Annotated in this window: 19 protein-coding genes; 8 read left to right on the top strand and 11 right to left on the bottom strand. The window is 50.4% G+C overall.

Features of this window, described 5'->3' with window-relative positions:
• Nucleotides 1–33: 33 nt before the first annotated feature.
• On the bottom strand, nt 34–1575 hold the full coding sequence (locus AB1656_03535; protein ID MEW6234438.1) for a sodium:solute symporter: 1542 nt from the start codon (nt 1573–1575) through the stop codon (nt 34–36).
• A gap of 290 nt (nt 1576–1865) precedes the next feature.
• Between AB1656_03535 and AB1656_03530 the strand changes: the two genes are divergently transcribed.
• On the top strand, nt 1866–2114 hold the full coding sequence (locus AB1656_03530; GenBank protein MEW6234437.1) for a hypothetical protein: 249 nt from the start codon (nt 1866–1868) through the stop codon (nt 2112–2114).
• 6 nt (nt 2115–2120) lie between these two features.
• On the opposite strand, the gene AB1656_03525 is transcribed toward AB1656_03530, so the two are convergent.
• The gene (locus AB1656_03525; protein ID MEW6234436.1) at nt 2121–2939 is read right to left on the bottom strand and encodes an aldo/keto reductase; all 819 of its coding nucleotides are present in this window, start codon (nt 2937–2939) and stop codon (nt 2121–2123) included.
• A 257-nt stretch (nt 2940–3196) separates the two neighbouring features.
• Between AB1656_03525 and AB1656_03520 the strand changes: the two genes are divergently transcribed.
• Nucleotides 3197–3925: a protein-L-isoaspartate(D-aspartate) O-methyltransferase gene (locus tag AB1656_03520; GenBank protein ID MEW6234435.1), complete on the top strand. Its 729-nt coding sequence runs from the start codon at nt 3197–3199 to the stop codon at nt 3923–3925.
• A gap of 33 nt (nt 3926–3958) precedes the next feature.
• Here AB1656_03520 and AB1656_03515 read toward each other — a convergent pair whose 3' ends face one another.
• The 5 genes from AB1656_03515 to AB1656_03495 form a co-directional block, all read right to left on the bottom strand.
• On the bottom strand, nt 3959–4414 hold the full coding sequence (locus AB1656_03515; protein MEW6234434.1) for a hypothetical protein: 456 nt from the start codon (nt 4412–4414) through the stop codon (nt 3959–3961).
• 210 nt (nt 4415–4624) lie between these two features.
• Complete coding sequence (locus AB1656_03510) at nt 4625–6025, bottom strand: sigma-54 dependent transcriptional regulator (GenBank protein MEW6234433.1); 1401 nt, start codon at nt 6023–6025, stop codon at nt 4625–4627.
• 94 nt (nt 6026–6119) lie between these two features.
• Nucleotides 6120–7289, bottom strand: coding sequence for an RNA-binding domain-containing protein (locus AB1656_03505; protein MEW6234432.1), 1170 nt, complete (start codon nt 7287–7289; stop codon nt 6120–6122).
• Nucleotides 7290–7548: 259 nt separating this feature from the next.
• Nucleotides 7549–8670, bottom strand: a complete 1122-nt coding sequence (locus AB1656_03500) for a hypothetical protein (protein ID MEW6234431.1) — start codon at nt 8668–8670, stop codon at nt 7549–7551.
• Between the two features lie 80 nt (nt 8671–8750).
• On the bottom strand, nt 8751–10451 hold the full coding sequence (locus AB1656_03495; protein ID MEW6234430.1) for a hypothetical protein: 1701 nt from the start codon (nt 10449–10451) through the stop codon (nt 8751–8753).
• 716 nt (nt 10452–11167) lie between these two features.
• On the opposite strand from AB1656_03495, the gene AB1656_03490 reads away from it, so the two are divergent.
• Both AB1656_03490 and AB1656_03485 read left to right on the top strand, forming a co-directional pair.
• A complete protein-coding gene (locus AB1656_03490; GenBank protein MEW6234429.1) occupies nt 11168–12700 on the top strand; it encodes a hypothetical protein in 1533 nt (510 codons plus the stop codon).
• A gap of 109 nt (nt 12701–12809) precedes the next feature.
• The gene (locus AB1656_03485; protein MEW6234428.1) at nt 12810–13325 is read left to right on the top strand and encodes an isochorismatase family cysteine hydrolase; all 516 of its coding nucleotides are present in this window, start codon (nt 12810–12812) and stop codon (nt 13323–13325) included.
• 68 nt (nt 13326–13393) lie between these two features.
• On the opposite strand, the gene AB1656_03480 is transcribed toward AB1656_03485, so the two are convergent.
• A complete protein-coding gene (locus tag AB1656_03480; GenBank protein ID MEW6234427.1) occupies nt 13394–15343 on the bottom strand; it encodes an ATP-binding cassette domain-containing protein in 1950 nt (649 codons plus the stop codon).
• A gap of 320 nt (nt 15344–15663) precedes the next feature.
• Between AB1656_03480 and AB1656_03475 the strand changes: the two genes are divergently transcribed.
• Genes AB1656_03475 through AB1656_03460 form a run of 4 tightly spaced genes read left to right on the top strand, consistent with a single transcriptional unit; the run spans nt 15664 to nt 20875 of the window.
• The gene (locus AB1656_03475; protein MEW6234426.1) at nt 15664–16569 is read left to right on the top strand and encodes a hypothetical protein; all 906 of its coding nucleotides are present in this window, start codon (nt 15664–15666) and stop codon (nt 16567–16569) included.
• Between the two features lie 27 nt (nt 16570–16596).
• The gene (locus AB1656_03470; GenBank protein MEW6234425.1) at nt 16597–17478 is read left to right on the top strand and encodes a hypothetical protein; all 882 of its coding nucleotides are present in this window, start codon (nt 16597–16599) and stop codon (nt 17476–17478) included.
• Between the two features lie 30 nt (nt 17479–17508).
• Nucleotides 17509–18390: a hypothetical protein gene (locus AB1656_03465; GenBank protein MEW6234424.1), complete on the top strand. Its 882-nt coding sequence runs from the start codon at nt 17509–17511 to the stop codon at nt 18388–18390.
• Nucleotides 18391–18448: 58 nt separating this feature from the next.
• The gene (locus AB1656_03460; protein MEW6234423.1) at nt 18449–20875 is read left to right on the top strand and encodes a carboxypeptidase-like regulatory domain-containing protein; all 2427 of its coding nucleotides are present in this window, start codon (nt 18449–18451) and stop codon (nt 20873–20875) included.
• Nucleotides 20876–20946: 71 nt separating this feature from the next.
• Here AB1656_03460 and AB1656_03455 read toward each other — a convergent pair whose 3' ends face one another.
• The 3 genes from AB1656_03455 to AB1656_03445 all read right to left on the bottom strand — a co-directional run.
• A complete protein-coding gene (locus AB1656_03455; GenBank protein ID MEW6234422.1) occupies nt 20947–22107 on the bottom strand; it encodes a glycosyltransferase family 4 protein in 1161 nt (386 codons plus the stop codon).
• A gap of 297 nt (nt 22108–22404) precedes the next feature.
• Nucleotides 22405–23361 (bottom strand): sugar-binding protein, encoded by a 957-nt coding sequence (locus AB1656_03450; protein ID MEW6234421.1) that lies wholly within the window; start codon nt 23359–23361, stop codon nt 22405–22407.
• Nucleotides 23362–23551: 190 nt separating this feature from the next.
• On the bottom strand, nt 23552–24503 hold a 952-nt coding region (locus AB1656_03445), incomplete at its 5' end, for an exo-alpha-sialidase (protein MEW6234420.1).

Below are 24503 nucleotides of genomic sequence, written 5' to 3'. Positions count from 1 at the left end.
ATCCGGCGCCGAGATCTTTTTATCCTTTTTTTTCTACGCTTTTTCTTTATCTTCCTTAAACGTCCATACTGTCAGATTCGCCAACTGCTCCGGCTTCGGCGGCGCGAAGGCGTAACTGGCGAAGTAGCCGATCGCAAAAGAAACGATGTTGCTAATCACGTTGATCATCAACTTATGGAAGGGGCTGTTGAAGGATTCCGGCAACTGATCGAGAGCGCTGAGGGTCATCCAGACGGTGACAACGAGCGAGAGAACGACTCCGATAAGCGCGCCTTGGCTATTGGCTCGCTTTGTAAAGATGCCTACAAAAAATAGCCCGCCCAATCCTCCGGCCAAAACGGAATAAATGGCGAATGCGATGGGCAAGATGGAAGATTCGATCTTCATCAAAGACAACGCCCAAACGAGCATGAAGAAGCCGGATACCGCCGTCAAAATTTTTGCGACATTCAGATAATGCCGGTCGTTGCGGCCGGGAGCGAGATGGCGGCGGTAGATATCCGAAGTCATAACAGTGGCGGCGCCGTTCATGCTCGCGTCGATGGAAGACAGGGCGGCGGCGATGATGGCGGCGATGACGAATCCGGCCAAGCCTACCGGCAATTTCGTAAGAATGAAATGGGGGAAAACGCGATCGGGCTTCATTTGAGTAACGGCGGCTTCGGGGAAATGCTGGTAGTATACCCACAAGCAGGTTCCGACGAACATAAACATCACCCAGATCGGAATGCAGCCCACGCCGCTGTAAAAGGCGGCTCTTTTCGCGCCCTTATCGGAATCGGCGGCGCAATAGCGTTGGATTTTCGTTTGGTCGGAAGCGAATTCCTGCAGGTTTTGGAAAAGGCCGAAAAGAATCAATACCCAAAGCGTTTCATTCGCAAAATTTAAATCGAAATTGACGGAAAGGTTGAATTTGCTATTGGCCCAACCTTCGGAAAAAATGGTCGCGGGACCGCCGGGAGTATCGAGAAAGATCGTAGCGATGCAGAAGAGGCCGCCGAGAATGAAAATGACGGTTTGCACGACATCCGTCCAAATCACCGCTTCAATGCCGCCGATGACAGTGTATATAGTTACGATGACTCCCATAACGAGAATGGAGATATAGGTATCCCAACCCGTGAGCGTTTTTACAGGAAGGGAGAGAAGGTATAAGACGACGCCCATGCGGAAAAAGGAATAGATGGTGAACATGATGCATCCGTAAATACGCGCCCATACGCCATAACGCATTTCGAGATATTCGTAAACGCTGACAAGTCTAGCTTTGCGGTAAAAAGGAACGAAGAACAACACTGCCAACAAGGCCGCGATGGGAATCGTCAGCCCCGGAACCAACATGCTCCAATTCGTATCGAATGCGCTTCCAGGATAAGCGAGAAACGTAACGGAACTGATAGCCGCCCCCACCAAGGAAAAAGCGACAGCCCAACTGGGGATTTTGCGGCTGCCGACAAAATAGCCTTCCGTCGATTTTAAGCGCCGGGAACACCAGTAGCCGATGCTCAACATAATAATAAAATAAATGACTAATGAGACTAAATCCCCATATCGCAAGCTTGACGATTCCGCCATAGTTTCTCATCTCCTGTTTTCTATAAGTATAGAATTTTAACCATATACTATATGCCCCAATGAATTGAAGGGGAACAGTGAGATTATGATTTAAAAAACTTACTAATCGATTGAGAATAACTAGGAATAATTTGCCTGTTCCATGTTGTAATTTCCAAAATACTCTGGTTGGCGCTATGCAGTTATTTTTGAGTAAAGTCATATATATGAAATAGTTAATGGCGATTATTCGCCTTGGCATCAAGGTTGCGATCTTCTCGCTGCGAAATCCGTTTACGAGCAAGAAGATTATGGAAACAAATACTCCCGCTATCCAATCCACTTCGCTTTTCCGGCCAATTCCCACGAATCGATTGCAAAGCAATTTGGCGTCGCACTACAATCGGACGTCCGAATTCGTCGACGCCCGCTTTAACGAACTCATCGATTTGCCGGATGACCTAGACTCCAAAATGGCGAAAAAAAACGCGGAAATCCAGGAAGATACTGCGCGGTTGAAGCCGTTTGGACTGGGGCGGCTTTTGGATATTTACGCCTAATGCGCCTCACGCGATTGGGACGGAGAACGCATCCGCCGCAAGCTGCAATTGCTCTACGGTCTCGCATCCCGCTACAATCGAAGCCGCCGGATATCGCGCCGCCTCGCGCCAAGCCTGCATAGCCGCCTCAGAAGATAAATTTCTAGGAGCGGATCGTCCGAAGATTTTCATCCCCACAACGCCCACGCCCATTCTATTCGCTAGAGGAATCACTTTTTCGACGAATCCTTCGCCGCCGGATGACGCCGGTTTGAGAGGAATCATGATCGCGTCGAAGGGGAATTCATGCAGCGCTTTGGCTATTAAATCGGGATGTCGATGGGCGGATAGGCCGATAAATCGAATATCGCCATTCTCTCGCGCCCGCAGAGCAGTTTCCAACGCGCCGCCCGGCGCCGTCATTTCTTCCCATTCCCACGGTGTTCGCAAATCATGCATCATCCATAAGTCTATACGTTCGAAGCGAAGGCGGCGCAAAGAGGCGTAAAGATCGGGCGCCGCATCCCGGCGGCGCAGCGTTTTGGATGCGATAAAAAGATGTTCTTGGGAGCGATCGAGGCATTTTCCAAGTATGGATTCCGAAACGCCATCGCCATAAGCAGCGGCAGAGTCGAAATAGGCGAAGCCCAAAGAATGAGCGTGGCGAATCAAACGTTCCGCAGCATTGGCTTCGAGCCGATGCAAATTCGCTGTCCCTAATCCCAACAGAGAAACCTTTACGCCCGTCGCTCCTAACGGGCGAAGGAGACCGAATCCATCACCACGATTGGGCGAAGCCCAAGCCGCCAAACCGCCGCAACATTCCAAAAACGTTCTTCGATCCATCTCGGATTTCTCCTTGGCGGAAATATTCCACGGACAATTTATTACATCAAGGAATGTTCTCCTTGTGAAGCGGCGAGTGAGGAGATTTCTTGAAGATTGGCGGGCAGGCGAAAGTATTCCATCGGAAAAATGCCTAATGAAGATTCTCCAAAAATCGTTTATACTGGAAAAAATAGATGGATGACGCCCGATTCGGCGGCGAAAGGAGCGTTATCATGAAGGGGATTCCGAGCGGTTGGCTGTCAAGGAAATGCCGTATGTCCGATATCCTGATTATTGGCGCATTTTCCTTCTTATTGCTTGGCGGCCTGGTTTATTTGTCCTATTCCCGCGCCACGGAGGAATCGCTGGCGGAGCAGCGCCTGCAGATGGTTTCCCGGCAAATCGCGATGCGCGGAGTGAAGGACAAGCGCGTACTCGACGCGATGCGCACAGTGGAGCGGCATCGATTCGTCCCGGAGCGGTTGCTCGCTTATGCTTATGGGGATTTTCCCTTGCCGATCGGGGAAGATCAGACGATTTCGCAGCCGTACATCGTAGGATTGATGACGGAGCTGTTAAAGCCGCAAGCGGACGATATGGTTTTGGAAATCGGAACCGGTTCCGGCTATCAGGCGGCGGTGTTGGCGGAGTTAACGAAAGAGGTCTATACGATCGAGATTATCGAAAAATTGGCGAAAAAGGCGGAGGCGCTTCTCCAAGAACTGGGTTATAAAAACATCTTCGTCAAGGCGGGCGACGGCTATAAAGGCTGGCCGCAGAAAGCGCCGTTCGACAAAATTATCGTAACGGCGGCGCCGGGCCGCGTGCCGGAACCGTTGATCGAACAGTTGAAGATCGGGGGGCGCATGGTCATTCCCGTTGGCAAGCAGGAGCAATACTTATTGTTGATTAAAAAAGAAAAGGATGGAATCAAAAAGGAGTACAGCATCCCCGTACGCTTCGTGCCCATGACCGGGGAAGTGGAAAAAACCGGACAGAATTAATTTGAGCGAAAAAAGGTTGCGCCGATACGCATGTTATTTCGCCGCGACGACATGCACGTTGGACGCGGAGGCGCTGCGGTTGCCTTTCATATCCATCGTGTCCAAATGGAACCAATGCCACCCCTGTTGAGCGGAAAATCTCCACTCCTTGTCGATTATCTTTTGACCGGGCAGGAATTCGACGGGCGTTTGTACGCCATCGACGGCGAAGATGACGTGAGCCAGGCCGTCGGGATCGTTGACGTACATATACATGCCATACGTCTCGTCGGGGCGGGAAGGATGAGCGGCGAATTCTTTCCGTTCGGTATAAAACTTATTGAACAGGTAGAGGAGAATATTCTTTCTCTCTCCCCGCACGGTGTATTCGCCCTGCAATTCGATCGTACAATAGGGTTTGTCCGATAATATGTTATAGGTGAACACCATCACAATGAGAACCAGTATCCATATAAATTGTTTCGCTTGTTTGAAACGAATGCGTTTCATAGATATTCGATTTCTCCCAAAATCGTAGCCGGGGTGGCAAGGGCAAAGTCGTTTTTGCCCTTGAATAAAACGGCCATAAATCAAGGGCAGATAAAACCTTGCCCTTGCCACCCGCCTCTTACATATCGATGGGTCAAAAAACGCGACAATCCTACTTTTCAGTATTATTCAAGGGCAAAAACAACCTTGCCCTTGCCACCCAGACATTCATCACTCATCATTTTCCGTTCTCAGCCCGTATTTTTTCATCAATTCCTGAAGGGTGCGGCGGCCGATGCCCGCCATGAGCGCGGATTGGGTAACGTTGCCGTTGTTCGCTTCCAACAATTGCTTGAGATAATGGCGTTCGAAAGCTTCGCGTGCTCTGGGCAGCGTCACTTCGCAGGGATCGGCGAGGTTGGGAACGGCGATTTTAGCGGCGGCGGTTGCGCTGGAGGGTATGTCCTCCTCGCCGATAACGCCGGAATCGCGAAGGATCATGCAGCGTTGGATGGCGTTTTCCAACTCGCGAACATTGCCCGGCCAATCGTAATTCATCAAGAGGCGCAAAGCTTCGGGAGAGATTCCCTCGACGGAACGGTTCAACTTTTGATTGAAGCGAGCGATGAAATGATCGACGAGCAGGGGGATGTCCTCCTTGCGTTCGCGCAAGGGCGGCAGGCGCAGGTCCATAATGGAGAGACGATAAAAAAGATCCTGGCGGAAAGCGCCTTGCTGTACGTCGTCTTGGAGATCGCGGTTGGTGGCGGCGACGATGCGCACATCAACGGTTTTGGGATTGACGCTGCCAATGCGGCGGATTTCCTTCTGTTCCAACACGCGCAGGATTTTGACTTGCAATTCGAGGGGAAGGTCGCCAATTTCGTCGAGCAGCAGCGAGCCGCCGTCCGCCGATTCCATCAGGCCGATCTTGCGCTGGTGGGCGCCGGAAAACGAGCCTTTCTCGTGGCCGAAGAGTTCGCTTTCGATCAACTCGCGGGGCAAAGCGCCGCAGTTGACGGCGATGAATTTTTCGTCTTTGCGCTTGGATTGATTGTGCAGAGCGCGGGCGACGAGTTCTTTGCCCGTGCCGCTTTCGCCGAGAATGAGGACGGTGCTGTCGGTGGGCGCGACTTTTTCGATGAGGCGGTAGAGCGCCTGCATGGGGCGGCTTTCGCCGATCAGCCCTTCCAGCTGTTTTCGTTCTTCCAGCGCCTGAGAGAGGTAGCGGTTGCGGTCGAGAAGGCGTTTGCGCTCGAAGGCGTTGCCGATGATGTGGATGACTTCGTCGTTGTTGAAGGGCTTGGTAATGAACTCGTAGGCGCCGCGCTTCATGGCGCTGACGGCGTCTTCGATGGTGCCATAGGCGGTCATCATAATCACTGACGTGTCCGGCGATTCTTCCCGCAAGCGATCCAGCAGCGTCAAACCGTCCATCCCCGGCATACGGATGTCGATCATGGCTACGTCGAAAGAGTCCTGGACGATCTTGCCAAGCGCCTCATCGCCCGATCCGGCGGTTTCAACGGAGTAGCCTTCATCCGCAAGCAAACGGCTGAGAATATGGCGCATTCCCTTTTCATCGTCGACGATCAACACGGCCCCCCGCCGGAGCATACCCATTGCTTGCATTCCTTTTCCCATGCGTAGTTGTTGATTAACAATAGTATATTTACGCTCGATTGTCTTGCGCAGCTATCTGTATTTTTGGCATCCATAATCAAGATTATTTTCTGTCTTCCCCACTAATTGGCCGATGAATAGCGCAAACGAACAGATTGTTTTGATAGTCGCTATCGAAATCAATATGAGGATAATGCCGCAGCGCCCGGCGAATGCCGGTGCCGATTCCGCGATAGGGCAATTCCTTAGTCGCAAATGAGGCGAGAACCGGATTCCGTAGTATTGAGTTGCCCGCCTTTATATTTTCCACTGTCAAATTATTCGGTAGATGGCCAGGGCTTATTAATTCAATGCGATTGTCAAATATAAAGATTCTCCAAGGCGCACTGATGAAATAATCGCGATGGATCAACATGTTGACAACCAATTCTTCGAGCGCGATCGGCGGTATTTCCGGTTTTCCGAGCGAATTAAAACCTTGTTGACCCTGGACTTTCCGTAAATTTCTCTTCAGAAACGACATAGCGTTCTCATACATCGTCTTCAGATTTCCACTAATATCTTCGCTATCGCGATAGTCCTGAGCGGCCGGATCGTTGCCATAGAACGACACGGCTTTGATTACTAACGCTGGTTTCTTTCGTTGCGGATTCGTTCCGAATAAAAGTAAGCCTGCCAAGTTGAGGCGCCCATTCCTAGCGAGGTTCATATTTTCCAAAAGCCGGTCTATAGGAATATCGGTTTGGTTTAAACGTTCCTCGTAAATTCTTTGATAAAAGGCTTCGAAATAGTCACTGTCGATATCGTCGATGTTGGTTCCTTCTACAGGAACTTCATCGGCATAAATTAGGTCCGACTCCTGGAAAAGACGGCGCATTTCTTCTCGCGCAGTAACCTTCCGTTTATCCGAACCGCTTTTCACCCAGATTACTCCCTGGTAGTCTGTGTAAGGTTTCGCGTTTCCTTCGCGAATGGTTACTACCATCACGATTTTATCTCTAACGCGAACGTTTTCCGTTTCAGGATTGATCGCACTCTTATCGCCTTGAATGGCGGTATTGGAAACCAATTGATTGAGACGGCGGATATCTTCGGAAGATAATCCGGTAATTTCTCCCCGATCGTTGATGCCAATAAAAATCCTTCCCCCATGCGAATTCGAAAACGCCGCCATTTCAGCGGCCAACGAATTTGCATTCGTGATATTTTCTTTAAACTGATGGCGGCTATCTTCCCCCCGGCTGATAATCTCAATGAGTTCTACTGCTTCCATAACAGGTAAATCTCCTTGCGTCTTGTGAAGGCTTCTTGGCCGCCCTCTATTATATCAACAATAAATTTTTACGTCGCGCATCGATCAACGCTTCCCATGCGCTTTATTATCTGTTCATCACGGAACGAACAGGTAATGATTTGTTCCGCGCCCCTTAAAACCGGGAAATTCGCGTTATGGGCCGCAAACAAGAATTGATGGATAGATCAATTCTTGCGTCGAACGATACGCCCTATCTTACGATAAAATGCCGTCGGCGCTATTCCCATTCAACAAGGCGGGAGTGGAGGGCGCGGAGAGAGGCGGCGGCGTTCCATTCGGGCTTGAGGGCGCGGAAGACTGGCTCGGCTCTTTCGATGCGGAAGAGGATTTTGCCCACGATTTGGTTGACGAATTGCCAGAGGGCTTCCTTGAGGGGTAAGGCGCTCTCATCGCGGCGCAGGCTGGAGGAGAAGAGAAGGCCCTGGCGGGCTCGTTCGTAGGCTTTCAGGAAATATTCGCGCTTGACGAGCATGTTGATCTCGTAAAGGAGACTCGCCGAGGAATCGTCCGGCTCCTGTTTCAGGGAATCGGCTAAGCGGCGCATGGTTTCGTTCGACAGGGCGCGGATCTTTTCCGATTCCAGCCAGATGAGGCCGGAAGTCCAGGCGCCCCCGGCGGAGTTCTCTTCCAGCAGCCAGACGTATTCGAACGGCTCTTGCGATTGAGCGGGCTTCTTCTCCATCATGGCGGAAAAGCCGATGTCCAGTTTTCCTTCCGCGGAAGCGTGGAGAGTCAGTTTCGTTTGCTTGTCAGGCGTTTGAACGCAGAGGAGAGTCAGTTCGTAAACCGCGTGGGGAGCGAGTCCGGAGAGGGAGAAGGTTTTTTCCGCCGGATCGATGGCGGCGCAGAACAAGGGATTGAATACGGGAAGATCGGCCGGTTCGATGGCCCGGCGGCGCGGCTGGTAGACGCGCTCTTTCGCCGCCGAGACGCCGCGATGGGCGGGCGCGGGAACCAGGCGCGGAGCGAGAATATCCAATACCGATTGCAGGGGGAGGAAGAAGGAACGGATTTCCTCCCAGCGCTCGCGGCTGCAAGATTCGAAGGCGTTTAAAGTTTCGCTTAGGCGAGTCAGCCAGTCTTTGCGGCGATGATCGAGCGTCCAGCGTTCCACGAGAGAAGGCGCGGCGGGATGGCGGTATTCCGCGCCGCTTTGGATCGACGCCAAGAGACGGAAGCGGCATCGATCCAACGAGTCCTTCGCATCGGCGGCGGCTTCAAGCGAGCAGGGCGTCGCCATCTCCTTATCGGCTTCGATGGCGCCGATAAGTTCGTTGACGCGCTTCCAGGTCTCTTCGGAGGCGGCGCGGCGGGAATGGATTGCGTTTTTCTCGTTCATGATAACACCGTCTGCAATCGGTTTTAGCTGGCGAGGCTTGCTTCGCTCGACCCGCTCTGCTTGCGTGAACCGTTTACTATTTAATTTTCTCCAAAAAACTGCATAATTCGTTGCTTGCACTGGTTCCATACATAGTCCACGGAACCTCTTGGGATATCCAGCCGAATTGCGATTTCTTCGTTGGTAATTCCTTCCGCCTTCAAGGATAAAAGGCGATCGAAAGCGATTTCCCGATTTTTGTAGGCCAGCGATTCCTTGCGCAATGCTCGCTGGATGCGTTCCATATCATGCCGTCTTTGCCATTCCTTGATTTCGGGTTCCGAATCCGCCATGCGATCCTCTAGTTCTACTTGATATATCGGTTCCCAAACGCGGGCGGCTAATCCGCAATGGGGACATTGCCACCGATTCGCCGCGCCGAGGGGTTCGCTGGGGGGAATAGGACAGCCCGCCGGGCAGCGGGTGAAATCGGCGCCGCAGCGGCGGCATTTCGTTTCCGAGGGGCCGGAAATCATGGAGCCGCAGCGCCAGCAAGCGTAACTGGTATGAGTATGTTTGCGGATCAGGTCGATGAGGCGCTTTTTAGCGATATGAAACACGGCGCGTTCGAATCCCGCCTTGAGCATCCATTCCGGCATGGCGCGTTCCTGTTCGCTGGCGGTTGCGATGGTTTTGCCTTTGGCGTCGCAGGTCCAATCGTAGACTTTTTGGAGGTATTGGGACAACGGCGCGAGGATCCCTGATTTGGCGCGAATTTGAAGAGCGGAGGTTTTCGCCAATTCCAAATCGGGCAGGAACGGTTCGCCGAATTGTTGGAGAAAAACCTCCTTGTTCTCTTCCCGGAAGCTGCCAACATGGAGGTCCGATTCTTCAAGAGAAAATGTAAATACCATCTGGGCGTCTGTTTCCAAAGCCAGCTGGGCGCCGGTTTGGGAAAAATAAAGATAGGCCGGTTCCCAACGTTTTTCCGAGAGGGGATTTAGTTCTTTCAAGTCCCAGCAGCGGATCAATTCCCGTTGAGGAACGTTCCAAGCATAGAGCATGGAATCGGAACGGACGGCGGCAAGCCGGGTTCCGTCCTTCGACAAAGCCACGCGCAGGATAATTCCCTGGCGGGCGCCGCGAACTCCGTCGAGCGGAAAGACGGCCGGGGCGGGATCCCCCTTTGTCCAAACGCGGGCCGAGGCGTCGCCGAGGCAACGGAGAAGTTCCTCCATCACGGCGCCCCACAATTCATCGCTCAGATCGGCGGGATTGAGAGAGAGATGTTTCAAACCCGAAGCGTTGCGGCGGACGGCGTTGAAGGCGGCGCGATGGATCAGACGGGAATGGATTTCCGCCCCCGTCTGCGCCAGGGCGTCGAAAACGGGCGGATGGGGCGAGTAAATCAAGCGCACTCCTTCCGGCGTATAAAAGACAGTGGACGTTAAATCGTCGGCAAGATCGTCCAAATGCGTTTCGAGATCGGCTTTTTCCATCTGGCGTTCCGCTAGGGCCATCAGTTTGGCCATGACGCCGTCGGCGGCCGATGCGGCGATGCGTTCGCACCATTTTTCCTCCTGAGCGGGAAACCACGGCTGCTTTCCTAGTTGCGTCAGCATGAGGGCCGTCAGGCGCTGGGCGCTGGAATCGCGGCTCGCGCCGGATGCGCCGGTTTGCAAAATGCCGTATAAGAGTTGGCGCGCGTTGTCCATATTTTCCCTGGGCGTTATCCGTCCCGCGATCCAACCGATCGGCAGGAGCGAACGATCATTCGATCGGCGAGGACGAAACTGTTTCATGATCTTACTCGGCCTCCCTACGCTCCTCAAGCAATTCCGTTAAGGCAACCCAAGAAGACGCGCCGGGAATTTCGCCTTTATTCGATGTATCGTTAAGAAAGGGCGCTCGACTAGTGAACCAGGAGCGATGAATAATGAGAAAAAAAGCAGGATGATTCGCGTTTTTTAACCCATCGTAATTTAGAGATTATGGATAGGATTGAAACCAGCGAACGATACTATTTATTAAAGTGGTCATGGAAAAACATATCATTCCAATTACTAAACATTAACAAAATTACCCGGCATCGTTTTTCTCTATGCGGGTAAAGCAGGCGTCCCGCCTGCTTTACCCATATATTCCTCCTTGACATCCCAAACCATGTAGGGTGGGATTTGTTGTTATTAGTAACTCATGTTACGCAGCCCATGTTCATTATCTTTCGGCGTTGGTATTTCGACGCCAATTAGAAGAACCGTTAAAAAGAGCAGGATGGGTTTCATTTTTCGTTACTGAATCACGAAACCACGAAAAGGGGCGAATTCCACGAAATTTTGAATCACAGATATCACGGATTTTTTTGGATTTCACGGAACAACGCAATTCACGGCGTGATCCCATGCGCCAATTTTTTCTTTTTCGTTTCGAGTTTTTGTGATTCGAAACGGCGATTCTAATTGACTACTTAAACTTTTCAATCCCGCGTAAAATGAGTTAATAATAGGAGAAAATCGCCATGAAACTTACGATACAAATAAAAACAAACATAATTTTCGCTTGCTTGTCAATGGTTGTCATGTCGGCTGCCGGACAGGAAAATCCCTATTTCAAAATTCGCGTCGTGGATGAAGAGACCGGGCGGGGAGTTCCTATGGCGGAACTGAAGACAGTCAACGAAATTCGATATTATACGGACAGTAACGGAATCGCCGCTTTTTACGAACCGGGATTGATGGGAATCGATGTGTTTTTTTCTGTAACAAGTCATGGCTATTCCTATCCGAAAGATGGATTCGGAATGCAGGGCGTCCGGCTTCGTCCCAAAAGCGGCAAGGAGGCCGTCATCCGGCTGCAGCGCCATAACCTCGCGGAACGCCTCTATCGGATTACGGGCCAGGGCGTCTATCGCGACAGCCTTTTGACCGGTGAAGCGGCGCCCATCGAAAATCCTGCGCTCAACGGCCAGGTCGCGGGGCAGGATTCCGCCGTGGTTGCGCCCTATCGCGGGAAATTGTATTGGTTTTGGGGCGATACCAGCCGCCCGCAATATCCCTTAGGGAATTTTAGAGTATCGGGCGCCACTTCCGAATTTCCCGATCAAGTCGGCTTGCCGCCCGATCAAGGCGTCAATCTTCATTATTTCACCGATAGCCAAGGATTTTGCAAATCCATGAGTCCCATCGTAAAGGAGGGTTTGATTTGGATCGATGGCTTATTGACCCTCCCCGGCGAATCCGGCCAAGAACGGCTGATCGCTCATTACGCTCACATGCGAAGCCTGGGCGAGATGTTAGAACATGGATTGGTTATTTTCGACGATGCGCGCCAGGAATTCGAAAAACTCGTGGAATTCGAATTGGATAAAAAATGGCAATGTCCGCGGGGACATCCCCTGCGCGTCAAAGATGGGGAGAAAGAATACATTTATTTCCCAATGCCGTTTCCAACCGTTCGCGTGCAGGCCGATCTCTCTGCGATAAAAGATCAATCCAAATACGAAGCGTTCACATGCTTGCAAAACGGTTCTGATTATAAAGGGGAAAACTCGCTGCTCGTCTTGGAAAAAGGACATCCGCTCTTCGCCTGGAAAACCGGCGCCGATCCCATTGGCCCGGCGGAAGAGAAGGAATTAATCGAAGCAAAAAAAATAGCCAAAGAAGACGCCCGATTCTTGCCGAAGGATGCGGACAGCGGACATACAGTCGTCATTCACGCCGGATCGGTCCATTGGAACGTATATCGCAAAAAGTGGATTCTCATCGGAGTCGAAGTAGGAGGAACCTCCTATCTAGGAGAAGTATGGTGCGCCGAATCCGGCGAATTGACGGGACCGTGGAAAAAAGCGAAGAAAATCGTTACCCATGAGCGGTATTCTTTTTACAATCCTGTCCATCATCCCTTTTTCGACCGCCGAAACGGCCGCATGATCTATTTCGAAGGAACCTATTCGACGACCTTTTCCGGCAATCCCTGCGCCACGCCGCGCTATGACTACAATCAGATCATGTATCGGCTGGATTTGGAGCGGATCCCAATGAATGATGAATGATAAGAAAAAAGCAGGATGGTCGCGTTTTTTGATCCATCGTTATTTAATAGAGGAGTTATTGACGGTTCAAATAACGCAATCCATAGCGCGATAGGAGGATATTTCTGCGATGATCCAAAAAGCCATTATCGTCAGCGATATGTTGAACGACTTCGTCATAGACGGCGCTCCGTTGCAAGTTCCCGGCGCGCAGAATATCATCCCCAACATTCAGCGCGAGATGGAAAAAGCGCGGCGGGAAGGGACGCCGGTTTTTTACCTTTGCGACAGCCATGCGCCCGGCGATCCCGAACTGGCCGTCTGGCCGCCGCACGCCATGAAGGGAACGCGGGGAGCGGAGATCGTCGAGGAACTGGCGCCCCGCGAAGGCGATGTCGTCATCGAAAAGACGCGCTATGACGGATTTTATCTTACCGATCTGGAAGAACAGTTGCGCGCCAGAGGAGTATCGGAGTTGATCTTGACGGGCGTCTGCACGGAAATCTGCGTTCATTACACCGGCGCCTCCGCCTTGATGCGGGGATTCAAAGTGACGGTTCCTGATGATTGCGTACAAGGATTGAGCGCGGAGAATGCGAAATCGGCGTTGAATATGTTGATGCGGGTCTTGCAGCCGATGGGATGATTCGATGAGATGCAAATGGTGGGCTACGCTTCGCTTTGAGCCCACCCTACTATGCTACATTTCTACACTTATGCCACTTCGATCTCTTCCACCATTTTATCCCACTGGGCGTAGAGTTTTTCTTTATTCTTGAGAAGAACCTTATAACGCTTACTGGTCTTCGCCATTTCCGTGGGATTGCGAACGAGAGCGCCGGAGGCCATGCGGGCTTCAATCTCCTTAATCTCCGCTTCCACTTCATGAATTTCCTTTTCTACCGTTTCGCATTTTTTTTTCTGCTCGCGGCGCTTGGCGCCGAGGCGATTGCGCTCCTCCGCTTCCAGACGCTTGCGTTCTTTGCGGACCAGGCGGGAATTGGCGGACGAGGCGTCGTCTTGGGAATTAGCCGCGCCGTCGAGGGCGGCGCGCTCTTCCCGGTATCGTTTGGCGTATTCGTAATCGGAATAATTCCCCTGGTAAATCTGCAAGCGGCCTTGGTTCATTTCCCAAACCTGCGTCGCCAGGCGGTCGACGAAGAAGCGGTCGTGGGAGACGAAAATAATCGTTCCCTCGAAGCGGCGCAGCGCCTCTTCCAGAATTTCCACCGTGGAAATGTCAAGATGGTTGAGCGGTTCGTCAAGGATCATGACGTTTATGGGGCGGATCAAAAGTTTGGCGAGAGCCAGACGGCTCTTTTCGCCGCCGCTGCAAACGGAGACGCATTTGAATACGTCGTCGCCTCGAAAGAGAAAAGCGGCCAGCGCGTCGCGCAGGCGCGTCTGCATTTCCGGCGGCGCGGCGGAGCCGAGTTCATCAATCAACGAGCGTTGCGACGACTGCAACTCGGCGTGATGCTGGGAAAAATAGGCTGGCAAAGTATTGTATCCCCAGGCGGCGGTTCCCTCGGTCGGCGGCATTTCCTGCGCCATCAACGAAAGAAGCGTGCTCTTGCCCGCGCCATTGGCGCCCCAAACGGCGATGCGGTCGCCCCGGTAGATGGCCGCCGTTACGGGATGCAGCGCGCGGAGATCGCCGTAGCAATGGCCCAGATTTTCCAACAGCAACACTTCCTTGCCGCTGCGGGGAACCTGGGGCATGGGAATAGATACAATGCTGGGGCCGGTCTCGATTTCGATGCGTTCGATTTTTTCCAAACGCTTGAGCCGGGATTGCGCCTGCGTCGCCTTGGTATTCTTGGCGCGGAAACGCTCCACAAAAGCTTCCAGGTGGGCGATTTCTCGATCCTGGTTGCGCTTCTGCGCCAGCAGTTGTTCGCGCAGTTCCTCTTTTTTCTTTTTATAACTGGAATAATTGCCTTTGAATGTGAGAAATCGCCCCATCTCAATTTCAGCGATTCCCGTCGTCATGCGGTCGAGAAAATAGCGGTCGTGGCTAACAAGCGCCAGGCCGGAATCGCCCGCGAGAAGGTATTGCTCGAACCACGCTAGCGTATCGGGATCGAGATGGTTAGTCGGTTCGTCGAGAAGCAGGATGTCGGGCTTCTCCAGCAGCAGCTTGCCCAGAAGAACTCTCATGCGCCAGCCGCCGCTGAATTCCTGCACCGGACGGTCCCAATCAGCCGGTTTGAAGCCCAGGCCGGAGTGTACCTTTCGCGCTTCCGCCTCGCGGCTATAGCCGCCGCGATGGCGGAATTCGTCTTCCAAAACGCCATAGCGCTGCATGGCTTTTTCATGAGCGGGATCGGCGGCGTCGGTAGATTGAATAATATGAACGAGATCGCGCATCTCCGCTTCCATGCGGTTCAACGCATCGAAGGCGCTCATCAACACTTCGGAGACGCTGCGGTCGGGCAATTCCGAGCCGTCTTGAGGAAGATAGCCGATGCGCTGGCTGCGGGAGCGCTCCACAGTTCCCTTTTCCAGCGAATATTCACCCACCAGAACGCGCAAAATCGAGGTCTTGCCGGAGCCGTTGGGGCCGACTAAGCCAATGCGATCTTTATCCCCTATGCGCCAGGAAAGGCCGGAAAAAATGACTCGCCCGCCCAAACGCAACTGACCGTCGAAAATAGAAATCATCGTCCTTCATGCCACAGGGTGGAATCGGCGCCGTAAGAGAGCGCCAGCGAAAAACAAGTATACACGCGGCGGGAGGAAAAACGAATCGCTGTATGAAATAGAAAAACTCCGCCTATTTTTCTTTAAAATCAAAAATTTATTCATATTGAAAAATATTTTCTATTTTGTATTGACAGGCTCAATTACTTATTATAAGATTATTTTAAGGCGTTGTTTTATTAAGGCGTTGTTTTATTAAGGCGTTGTTTTATTAAGGCGTTGTTTTATTAAGGCGTTGTTCTGTAAAATTAGACATATTTAAATAATTAGGAGGCGTTTCCATGCGTATTTCTATCGCCAAAACCATTGATTCTATTCAAAGGCTTTGTTTTATGGCTCTAATCGCCATCCCCTTAATTAGTCCCCCAGCATTTGGAGTTCCTCCTGGGTACATAGGCATTAATGGTTTTTGCGAGTATTCGAATACAAGAGACGAATACATCGAACTTTGGTGGCCGTCATTAGGTCTTGGAATAACGCAAGATTATTGGGAAAATACGATTGTCCCCGCCTTGGATGTTTTTGCGCAAACGGTAGACGTAGTTACAATTGGATTGGCAACAGCCCCCTTTTTTAAGGCTGATAATGCAACGCCCTGGACGAATGGAGCGCCCTGGAGCGATACGTGGGGAGTCTGCGCCTTCTTTTGTTCAACCGGTTGTCATATCAATTCCGATTTGGCGAATGCTATAATCAGGGATGTAAATGACATAAATGCTTGGGACACTGCGACTCGCGGCAGCGTCCCTGAAAGCACGTATCGAGTAGTGGGAGTCGCTGATATCTATATCCAAATACTCTATGCCGGGATTACAAAACCTTGTAGCAGACTGTCTTTGATCAGAAAGTACAATATTGTGAGCGTTAGCGCTCCCTATGCAGCCAAAGTTTTTCTTCACGAATGGGGACACACTTACGAACCTTATTTTCCATCTCTTACAGTAAATGATACGGGCATGTATCAATGGCCAAGTGAAAGAACCCCACCCGCTCCTCCATTTGAGGGATATCATTATGGCGAATATGTATATGCAACCCAAAATCGTATAGAACAATCCTGCTTTAATTGGAATATCATGCACTGGGATGGAAGGTGCGGTTGGGATGGCGATTGGAATTGGCGATTTGAAAAATATCCGTGGCTTAATCCATATTATAACTCCTTCCGTTGGGATCAAAATTACTAATCGAAGGCATAAAGAAAGGATAAATCAATGAAACGTTTATGGATTTATCAAATGTTCCTATTTACAAGTTTATTTGTCGCAATCGCTGTATATCCGCAAGAAACGCAAATCTCAAAAAGCCAGGTAGCAGGCTGGTTGAATCGTTATCTGGATGAAAATGAAGGCATTGCGACTCAAGAATTCTATTACCGCAGCCGTTTGTTAGAAAAAAAAGGCATCGATCCCGTCGCTTTCGCCGAGGGTATGCTCAAAGACATAGAATTTTCGGATTTCTGGGATGATGCAGTATGGTTATATGCTGCAAAAAAGGTTGATGAGGCCCCCGAAACTTTGATTGACCCTTTAGTTGCGTTTATGGAACGAAAAGAAAAATACTATCCTTTGGAAATCATTAGAGCGAAATCGGAGTGCCTAAATATTATTAAACAACTTATTGGACCAAATTTCTTAAAAAACGAAGCGCTTAAGCAGAAAATATTTACTTTCGCGGATCGCTTTTTCACGGAAAGCGATCCTATAGACATCAATCAATGGTACCATTATTTTGGCGTAAGCGATTTGGCGGCGCAGCCAATCCAATCTCTCAATCCAGATCAGCAAATGCTAATTGCGTGGGTTCAGTCTCATGCAAGTATGGGCGTCAAGTTCGCTGGATATTTATATTATGCTACTGGAGATGAAAAGTATGAAAAAATCCTACAGGCAGCGAAAAAATCCGAATGTCCTTCTGTCAGTAGAACAGCCATTTTTCTTGAAACCGATAGTTGCCTTGAATCTTGGAAGTCGGGAGAGTATGAGATTTTCGCCATGAATCGAAATCGGCCAAAGACGCCGAATCCTCCTGCAAACGGCGATTATATACCCGGAAATACGAGAGACCGAACCAAGGTTAAGAATAATAAGAATTGAAGGTTTTGGGAATATCTCCCGATAAATACTATGAATTACATTCACGTAATACTTTTAAATTCTATTATTTCCATACTTTTCTCTTACGCCGCTTATCCGCAAGAAACGCAAATTGCAAAAAGTCAGGTAGCCGGTTGGTTAAATCGATATCTGGATGAGAGCGAAGGTATTATTAACCAAGAATTCTATAACCGCAGTCGTTTATTAGAAAAGAAAGGCATCGATCCAGTCGCTTTCGCCGAAGGCTTGCTAAAGGATGTTGAATTTTCGGATTTCTGGAGCGATGCGGTTTTGTTGTATTCCGCAAAAAAAGTCGATGAGGATCCCGCAGATTTGATCGATCCTTTTGTTTCATTTATGGAAAGAAAAGAAAAATCTTACTCCAAGAAAATCATTGAAGCTAAATCGGGATGTCTTAATACAATTCTTCACCTAGTAGGCCCTAATTTCTTTAAAAACGAAACGCTTAAGCAGAAAATTTTAACATTCGCAGAGCGCTTTTTTGCGGAAAGCAATCCTATCGATGTCAACCAGTGGTATCAGTATTTCGGCGTAAGCGATTTGGCGGCGCAGCCGATCCAATCTCTCAATCCAGATCAGCAAATGTTGATTGCCTATGTTCAGTCTCATACTCATTTATGCGTTCAGTTTGCTGGATTTCTTTACTTTGCTACAGGAGACAATAAATACTCTAATATCGTACAAATGGCGAAAAAATCCGAATGCGCTTCTTTGCAAGGCACAATCAAACATCTTGAAAGCGATAGTTGCCTTGAATCTTGGAAGTCGGGAAAGTACGAGCTTTTCGCCATTAATCGAAATCGGCCACAAACGCCGAATCCTCCTGCAAACGGCGATTATATACCCGGAAATACGAGAGACCGAACCAAGGTTAAGAATAATAAGAATTGAAGGTTCTGGGATAATTTCGTTAAGGCATTTTTCTAGGGAGTGAGGATATCGTTCCAAGATGAAACGGCGGCTTCTTATCTTCTTTGTAATCTTTTTCTCTCTGCTTGGATTCTTTGTCTATCTAACTTTGCATTCCATGCCTTGGGAAAATGATAAGCCGGATTTCAGGCATCATGCCATAGCGAAGACGGATTTCCCGATCGCGGGAGCCGCTGCCGAGCGCTCTTTGGACGTTCAAGCGGATAATAATGACGCGGCGCTTGCAACGGCTCCAGAAAAATCTTTCGTATTGAAGGCCGTCCTGCGTTTGATTCCTCCCTGCGCAGATTGCGATGTTAGCATATCATTCTATGAGAACGAAATTCTTTCGGCCACAACGGTAAAAAAATCATCCTCCAACGGCGATGCGCAATGGAGGCATGAATCTCTTTATAAGGATCGCCGCTACTCCATCATCGCGTCCGCCAGCGGATACGTTTCGACTTGCAAGGAATTTTTCGTCAAGGAAAGCGATTTAGATATTGAAATCGAACTAAAACAAACCTTATGGCTTTCTCTTCGAGTGGAGTCCAACGCTCATATTCCCGTTCCCGGCGCCAATGTAAGCCTGCGATCAAGCGTCGGCGGGATTTTCTTAAGCGATATCCAAACGGACGGTGAAGGGAAAGCCGAAATTGCATTGCCGAAACCGGGCGAATATTCTCTTTCCGCCTCTCACCCGATGTACGCCGATTCGACCCAAGAAACAATCCGCATTGTACAAAATCCTAACCTATATACAATTACGCTGAATGGAAGGCAAGGATTGATCTACGGACGCGCCTTGAATGCGGCGAATCGCGTTATTCCTAACGCAACCATCGAACTTTATGGATCGACGAAACATAACTATTTAGATAAAACCTTCACCAACCAAGAAGGACGCTATGTTTTTCAAAACCTTCGGCTGGACGATTACTTTGTCCATATCAATGCAGGAAAGGATTGGCTTGTAAGCGATATTTCTTATGAAGGAACGGAAAAACTCGATGCTCTCTTTCCTCGCGTTAAGCTAACGCCAACTCAAACCAGCGCAGAAGTAAATTTTCAATTAGATCCATCCTTCTTCATTGGCGGCGTTGTCATCGATTCAAAGCGCCGTCCCGTATCCGGCGCCGTCGTTCGCGGCGGATTGAAGGGTCAAAGATCGCCGTCGGGAACGCCATTGGAATCGAGCGCATTATCCAGCGCGAATGGCGAATTTCAATATATCGTAGATAAGCGCGAGAAAGGGCGTGAAGATTTGCTTCTTTCCGCCGTTCATCCCATTCACGGCTTCGGATATCGAGAAATCGCCAATGCGCGCAGCCGCCATTCCTCCGAACCGATTTATATTGTACTGAATCAACCAATGGGATGGTTGAAAGCGACGGTTAGGGATTTTCGTTCCAAAGAACCGCAAATCGAACAGCCTGTCCAGTTTTTTCCTTACGCGCATAGAGATCAGAAAGAATTATCCTGGAAATCGATTACCGACAAGAACGGTTATGTAGAAATCCAACTTCCCGAAGGCAGCTACTTGCCCGAATTGGAAGGATATAAGGTTCTATCGCCGCAGTCGTTTGGAATCGCCGCCGATAGAACGATGGAACTCCCAATTTTCGTCGAAAAGGACGACGCCCCAAAAGTCCTTATGCATGGCCTTGCGGTCGATCCAGACCAAAATCCGATTCACGGCGCGCGCTTAAGCATAACGGATGGAACGCAGTCGTTTGGATTCACGGAATCCACGCCGGACGGAACCTTTCAGCTCGAAGTAAGGGAAATGGACATTAACGAAAACAGCCAACTCGCCGCCCATCATCGCAATTATAAAACTTACATCCATCCTTTAAGCGATTTGCCGATTTTCGAAACAATCGTTGTAAATATGATTCCCTATCAAGGAGCCGTGAAAGCAGTATTCATCAATAATGATGGGATGCAAAAATTATGCGCTTATCTTGTGAATGCCAATAATTTGGGTCATATCCAGGAAATGCGCGATATCGATTCTTCCGTAGTTTACTTTAAGAACATCGATGAAAGCCAAGGACCCTTTTTGATCGTTGCTGGTGGAGAGACTAGCGTCGGTTTTTCGAAGCCTTTCGATCTGCGGGATAATCCATCCCAATTTATGGAAGTAGAAATTCTTCTTGAGCGGTATGCCGCTAATTCCAATCTTTCCATGCGAATTATCGACGCTCAGACTAACGAACCGATATCCATCGCCGTATGTTCTATTCAAGGCGTTACGCTGCATCTATTCGGCGGTTTATCGATATTCGAAAAAAAAGCCGTCAGTTTGGAAGACGGAGTTGCCGTTTTTAAGAATATGCCCTCTTCCTATTGCCATCTGTTCGTTAAACATGTATATCATGGCGAAATTCAAAAATTCTTCGTATATACCGAATCCAATAAAAATTGGGAAATAACCTTATCGTTGCCGCCCAAAAAAGGCGAATGAAACATAGATTTTACGGAAAAATCTTTTTAAAGGCGCTCGCCCGTATACGTTGCGTTCGTTGTAAAAAATCCTTATTTCCCCTGCAATAATTTTCCATAAAATTCCTCGATATCTCGAATCAGCCGCTGGATGGAATATTTGCGGATGGTTTCCTCTTGCGCAAGCCGCCCCATAGCGGCGGTTTTGGCGGGATCGGCGATGGCTTTGAGCAATCCCTCGGCGATGGAATCGGGATTTCCCGGCTCCACGATGTAGCCCGTCTCCCCGTCCCGCACCAATTCGGGCACGCCGCCGACGCGGGTGGCGACGACGGGCGTTCCCGACGAAAGCGACTCGATAACGGCCACTGGCAGCCCCTCGTTGGCGGATGTCAGGACGGTCAAATCCATTGCGGCGTAAATGCGCTCTTGATCTTCGCGGAAGCCGGGGAAGAGGCAGCGGTTCGCAATACCTAATTGCTGCGCCAGAGCGACGAGTTGCGGCTTCAATTCGCCGTCGCCAACATTGACGAAATAGGCGTCGGGAAATTTTTCCAACACGTTGGGAATGGCGTGGAAGAGGTCCTCGTGGCGTTTGATAGGAACCATGCGCGCGATCATGCCGACGGCGAAGGCGCCGAGTGGGATGCCTAATTCCCGGCGGACTTCGCTGCGGTGCGGTTCGGGATCGCGGCGAAAACGCTCCAATTCCAAGCCGAGGGGAATGGCGATGACGCGATCCTCGCCGCCGATGCCGTAATGGATGAGGTCGTTGCGGCAGGATTCGCTGACGGCGATGACGGCGCTGGAACAGCGGGCAAGAAAACGCTCGACAGTGCGGAAAAACGCCGTCTTCGCTTTTCCGAAATAGCCGTGCAGAACATGGCCATGGAAGGTGTGGACGATGATCGGCGTTCCCGCCAACAGGGCGGCGAGGCGGCCTACGGTTCCCGCCTTGGCCGTGTGGGTGTGGACGATGTCGGGGCGTTCCCGGCGGATAAGCCGGTACAATTTCCATAACGTAAGAATATCGCGGATGGGATTGAGCTCGCGGCCTAAGTTGGGAACGATAACCGGCTTGACGCCTTTTTCCTCCGCCAGCGCGTACATATTCCCTTCATCAGGGCCTTCCACGCCGGAGACGAGAACCGTTTCGTACTTTTCCTTATCAAGCCCCGCCGTCAGCAGAATGACGTGAATGGCGGGGCCGCCGACGTTCAAACGGGCGATGATGCGCAAAACTTTTATCTTCATGCTTGGATTCAATGCGAATCATTGCGAGAGATTATCTATTTATCGTATTGTAGAATATGGCGGGCTGTGTTTCGCATAAAGCCCGCCATACATCATTCTTTTTTATGAATCGGGATAGTGGATAATAAATTTATTCACTTATGTTACGCATGAACGCCATTTTTCAAGGAATTTGCCGTGTCTACAATTCCTCTCCCAAGATTGGGAGAGGTTAGGTGAGGGTTGATATTATTGAACTTAGTCCCTCACCCTAACCCTCTCCCAGAGGGCGAGGGAAATGGAATTGCGTAATATGCGTTATTCAAACAAATCCCAATCGAAGACCGGAGTAGGAATCGCAAAGGTCGCTTCCGTCCATCTGGCGTCGATATCCCCATCCCCAACCCACATGACTTGCGCATCGAAACCGCCGGCTGGCAAATCGCAATCGATCCACAAATGGGTAAAACCTATTTTACTCCCGGCAAGGGGATTGGGAAGAAGCGGTTTCCAACCCAGCCGATCCAGTTCGTCAAGAGTGAGTCCCCCCGTATTATCGGGATTGGAAGGATCGACGCCCACGGGATCGCTGTAATATTGGCTTCTCTCCAGCGAACTCCAAGGAACCTTCGCTTCGACGATATAATTCGTTCCTGTGATGATGACCTTGCTTTCCCAATTCTCGTTGACTTCGCCCCGGACTACGGTTCCATCGGCCATGGTTCTATCGGAGGAATCCGAACGGTCGCCGTTGCGGGTTCCTACGGACCATCGTCTGGTTCTTATGCTGGTCTGATCTTCCGTAGCTCCGATAACGACGATCATTTCGCCCGGCAGCCATTTCTGGCTATTGGCGCCCTCGAAATCCTGAAACGCATCGGGCCAGAGGAGAATTTCTTGCTCGTCATTGTTGGTGAAATCGATGAACCACATAACGCCGTCCCGCGTCCACCACTCGAACGGCGTCGTAGACTCTTTAAATGAAATGATATCGTCATTGACTTTCGCAGCGCAATAGAGCGCCTCATCGTCGTACATCATGGCGAAAGTACAATCTGTTTCGGGATTGTTCCAATTGTAGCCGCCGGTCGCGCCGATGCTGGACGCGCTGTATTTCACCCATTCCGCGCCGCTCCAATCGTCAAAATTCCCGTCGATGACAACGCCTCTGGCAAAAGAAATCGCATACCCCGGCCCTAACGGGTTTTTCCCAAACGCTGGAATAGAGGCCAATAGCATAATTCCTAATACGGTAATGAAAATATTCTTTCCCATCGCGCTTTCCTCCTTCTTCGTCTATTCAAGTTCCAAGCTAAAATTGTCATCCCCATTGCATACGCTATTTCTTGGAATATCAGTATATCATGTTATTTACGACAAGAATACGTTATTTTATATAATGAAGAAGAATGAAATGGCGAACTGCCCTTCGTTTGAAACGTCCCATACGCAATGGCGTTTTTCATCATTCATCATAGCGTTGGCGGAATTTTTCGATGCGGTGGAACGTCATGTAATTGGCGTCGTGGTAATTATGCGCGCCGTTATAAGCCGTGCGCGAAAGGTAAATAATGTCGTCGCCATCGAACTGAAAATCGACGTATTGAAATCCCACTTTGGAATCGTTTCCGATGCGCGCGAAATCCTCTTTATCCTCCAGCAGCGTTTCCTGATGCTTCCAGGAACGCAAATCGCGTGAAGAATAGAGCGACAAAACGTTGCGCTGCCGCGGATTGGCGGGATTGGTATTGTTATTGGCGAGAGTCCAATAAACGCCGGTTTGGGGATCGCGGCGGATGGAGAATTTCGACATGCCGCCGGGAAATTCGATGAAGCCGGTCTTGGGATCGAAACTGACTTTCCCCCCTTCATCCTCCACGAGAACCATCGCGGCGCGGTCGGCGACGGGCAGGGAATTGGCGCGCAGAATATCGAACATGCGTCCGTCGGGAGCGATGATGATGTTGCCTTCCAGCCATCCCGCCGCTTTGCCGCCGGGAAGATGTTCCGCGCCCTTGGCGAATTCGGGCGGATCGGTCTCCTGGTCGTAGATCAAGTGGTTGCTCATGATCCAAGAGGAGGCTTTGAGCAGATCGGCGTCCGCATCCGCCGAAATAACCAAAGCGCGGAATCCCGCCGGCCAGCTGGGCGGAGCGCAATTCTCGAAGGCGCGATAAAGGCGTCCCTTATGATCGACAACGGGCATGGGAGCGCAATGGTAGTTAGGGCCGTCGGGCTGGCCTCCCGTTCCGGAAAAGAGAAGCCCGGTTTCCGCATCTATGGGCTTGGTCCAGGTTTCGCCGTTATTCTTAGACCGGAAAAGAAGGCCCATATTATTTCTCCCCGTTGCCGAAGAGCGAGGCGCGCCGGGGCCGAATTGATCCATCGCCGCCAGAATATCGCCGTTGTCCAATCGC

The sequence above is a fragment of the Candidatus Omnitrophota bacterium genome, assembly GCA_040755155.1.
GTDB lineage: Bacteria > Hinthialibacterota > Hinthialibacteria > Hinthialibacterales > Hinthialibacteraceae > JBFMBP01.
Note: the sequence above shows the minus strand (reverse complement) of the source record. Positions and strands in the feature narration are given on the sequence as shown.

Coding starts and splice junctions, on each gene's coding strand:
- AB1656_03535 (MEW6234438.1), bottom strand. CDS start 1,575: ATGGCGGAATCGTCAAGCTTGCGATATGGGGATTTAGTCTCATTAGTC.
- AB1656_03530 (MEW6234437.1), top strand. CDS start 1,866: ATGGAAACAAATACTCCCGCTATCCAATCCACTTCGCTTTTCCGGCCA.
- AB1656_03525 (MEW6234436.1), bottom strand. CDS start 2,939: ATGGATCGAAGAACGTTTTTGGAATGTTGCGGCGGTTTGGCGGCTTGG.
- AB1656_03520 (MEW6234435.1), top strand. CDS start 3,197: ATGTCCGATATCCTGATTATTGGCGCATTTTCCTTCTTATTGCTTGGC.
- AB1656_03515 (MEW6234434.1), bottom strand. CDS start 4,414: ATGAAACGCATTCGTTTCAAACAAGCGAAACAATTTATATGGATACTG.
- AB1656_03510 (MEW6234433.1), bottom strand. CDS start 6,025: ATGCAAGCAATGGGTATGCTCCGGCGGGGGGCCGTGTTGATCGTCGAC.
- AB1656_03505 (MEW6234432.1), bottom strand. CDS start 7,289: ATGGAAGCAGTAGAACTCATTGAGATTATCAGCCGGGGGGAAGATAGC.
- AB1656_03500 (MEW6234431.1), bottom strand. CDS start 8,670: ATGAACGAGAAAAACGCAATCCATTCCCGCCGCGCCGCCTCCGAAGAG.
- AB1656_03495 (MEW6234430.1), bottom strand. CDS start 10,451: ATGAAACAGTTTCGTCCTCGCCGATCGAATGATCGTTCGCTCCTGCCG.
- AB1656_03490 (MEW6234429.1), top strand. CDS start 11,168: ATGAAACTTACGATACAAATAAAAACAAACATAATTTTCGCTTGCTTG.
- AB1656_03485 (MEW6234428.1), top strand. CDS start 12,810: ATGATCCAAAAAGCCATTATCGTCAGCGATATGTTGAACGACTTCGTC.
- AB1656_03480 (MEW6234427.1), bottom strand. CDS start 15,343: ATGATTTCTATTTTCGACGGTCAGTTGCGTTTGGGCGGGCGAGTCATT.
- AB1656_03475 (MEW6234426.1), top strand. CDS start 15,664: ATGCGTATTTCTATCGCCAAAACCATTGATTCTATTCAAAGGCTTTGT.
- AB1656_03470 (MEW6234425.1), top strand. CDS start 16,597: ATGAAACGTTTATGGATTTATCAAATGTTCCTATTTACAAGTTTATTT.
- AB1656_03465 (MEW6234424.1), top strand. CDS start 17,509: ATGAATTACATTCACGTAATACTTTTAAATTCTATTATTTCCATACTT.
- AB1656_03460 (MEW6234423.1), top strand. CDS start 18,449: ATGAAACGGCGGCTTCTTATCTTCTTTGTAATCTTTTTCTCTCTGCTT.
- AB1656_03455 (MEW6234422.1), bottom strand. CDS start 22,107: ATGAAGATAAAAGTTTTGCGCATCATCGCCCGTTTGAACGTCGGCGGC.
- AB1656_03450 (MEW6234421.1), bottom strand. CDS start 23,361: ATGGGAAAGAATATTTTCATTACCGTATTAGGAATTATGCTATTGGCC.